Genomic DNA, 2,485 nt, shown 5'->3' on the forward strand with positions numbered 1-2,485 from the left:
GCGATTATTGCGACTTTCTTAGGCTTTCCGGCAGCTACAAGTCGAGCATAAGTTGCTTTGAATACGGGGTTACATTGCATGGCTGACATCATTGCCATATATAACACTGTGCGTACTTGCGCTCGACCGCCTTGGATCACACGTTTACCTTTGTAGCGCCCACTTTCGCGTGTTATTGGAGCTACACCAATCAGTGATGCCGCTTGTTTATTTGTGATGTAGCCAAGTTCTGGTACATTGCTAATTATTGATGCAGCGGCAATGTTTCCTATTCCAGGGACGCTCTGCAATATTGTGTTTTTAGCCTGGTATTCAGGGCTATCTTCAATGAGTTTAACGAGCTTTTCTTCTAACTTGGTGATTTGATTTTTTATCGTGGTTAGCATCGGTTTGATAGTCGGATGGAGAGAAGCGGGAAGTATCTGGATTCGGTTCTTTTCCATGGTTTGCATGGATAACAACTGGTTTCGGCGAATGACTAAGTCACTCATTAGGCGTATGTTTTTTTGGCTTTATGACAGTAAAAGCTGGTTTGATTGCTTCTCCATAGTGAGCGACCAATTCTGCATCTAAACGATCATTTTTGGCTCTGCGGCCAATAGCACCAGCGAATCGTTTTATGTGGACAGGGTTTGCTCTGACAATAGGTAATTGAGCCTCTGCACATGCAAGAACAAAAGGCATTTCTAATCGGCCTGTTGCTTCAAGAACGATTCGTTCAGGACTGTGACTCTTAATCGTTTTGAGTGCTTTTTTGATGCCTTTATCATTGTTCTCTACTGAGAAAAATAGGTCTAGTGGCCTGATGTGGATGTTTAATTGTGTTTTGCCGGTATCAACTCCAACGTTGATGCTTTGATTGATTTTGGTATTCATAATAAGCTAACTCATGCTTGCGTAATGCGGGTTCGAGACCCAGTCGACTATTCGAGGTTTATGCTTGAAGTCCTATGTAGCGTTCATGTTTGTTATCGGTCTCTCGATAGAGGAGCCAGCGTTTAAACGAACTACTACATAGAAAGCTTTAGTTGCAGCTAAAGCCTGGGTCTCACATTACCCGATTGGAGTGCTTATTATCCATACAAAGCGTTTAAGACAGATTCCCAACGCTCGGCATTTTCAGTTCAAGTCGAGTTTTAGTGTTTAAGGTGGAAAGGTTTTAGGTAGGGAGGTGGCGTTGCTCACTACTTAACGCGGCTACATGGATTCCCCCGGTTGTCAAACATCCGCTAAACTTATGTTGATGGGTTTTGGACTGCCGCTCTACATTCGGCCTACTTATCGACGATTCGCATACGTCGTGGCCCTGATGACTTTGCGCGACTGCGGTGCCTTATTCGTTAGATGACATCTAGTGTGTCCGCCGCATTAACGGGCTCTCCGCAAGTGGTCTTAACCTATCTCCATCATTAGCGTCTGCAATGACCCGGTGGGTTTAACTCTTTATGCTGCTTAGGTTTTTACTTAAGCAGTATAGTTTTCATATTCTGTTTGATTGTGTAAAAGCGACCATATAATTCGTGCGTTTTTCGCGGCAAGTGCCACTATCGCTCGGTTCATTCCTCTCCGCTCTAGAACGCCTCGACACCACTGACTTAACTTATCTTGCTTGTCGCCAAGGTTGGCAATCACGGTCCTTGCGCCGTGAACTAATAGTGTTCGTAAGTATTTATCACCGTGTTTGGTTATCCGGCCTAACCGAGGTTTTCCTCCTGTGGAATATTGCTTGGGTACGAGTCCTAGCCAAGCAGAGAAATCACGGCTTTTATCAAATTGAGAGCCGTTACCTATCGAAGCAAGTATCGCAGTAGCGGTTTGCGGCCCAATGCCCCGAACTTTCATCACTCGTTGAACATTAGTGCTGACCTTAGCAAAAGAGTCGAAGACTTGTTCAGTATCGGCAATACGTTGATTCAATTCTCCAAGGTGGTGATAAGCATCGGCAATCACCGTTCTTGCGAGGTGTGGCAGTGCATTTTCTGCGTCTTCGAGCATTAAGGGAACGTGTTTCATTAATGAAGAGCGGCCAACAGGAATGATCAACCCGAACTCAGAGAGTAGGGCGCGCATGCGATTCATAAGCGCAGTGCGCTCGCGAACCCAATGCTCTCTCATTCTGTGTACCGATAAGATGGCTTGTTGCTCGGGGGATTTTACAGGCACAAAGCGAGTGGATGGACGCTGAACAGCTTCGCAGATAGCTACTGCATCATTAAGGTCGTTCTTCCCTTTAGTTCGATAAGGAACCACGTATTTAACAGCCATCATGCGGGTGTCGTGACCGAGTTTATTGAGTGTTCTTACCCAATAATGTGCGCCACCACACGCTTCAATGCCTATACGCATGAGTGGCATATTTGCTATTGTAGTCAGTAGCTTAGAGCGGGTTACTGACTTATGAAGTAAGACTTTACCATTTTGGTCTACGGCATGAAGGCTAAAGTGGTTTTTAGCTAGGTCGATACCGCAGAAATAAGAATAATCA

General features: G+C 45.2%; 1 protein-coding gene and 1 pseudogene. Both read right to left on the minus strand.

Annotated features, from left to right (window positions below):
- Positions 1-876 (minus strand): annotated as a pseudogene (locus AB4232_RS02465) (IS110 family transposase); the annotation flags it as partial.
- A 588-nt stretch (positions 877-1,464) separates the two neighbouring features.
- Positions 1,465-2,485: IS110 family transposase (locus AB4232_RS02470; RefSeq protein WP_372086002.1), on the minus strand; the 1,021-nt coding region annotated here is incomplete at its 5' end.

The sequence above is a fragment of the Vibrio sp. 10N.286.46.A8 genome, assembly GCF_041470165.1.
In the GTDB taxonomy this organism is placed as follows: domain Bacteria; phylum Pseudomonadota; class Gammaproteobacteria; order Enterobacterales; family Vibrionaceae; genus Vibrio; species Vibrio tasmaniensis_A.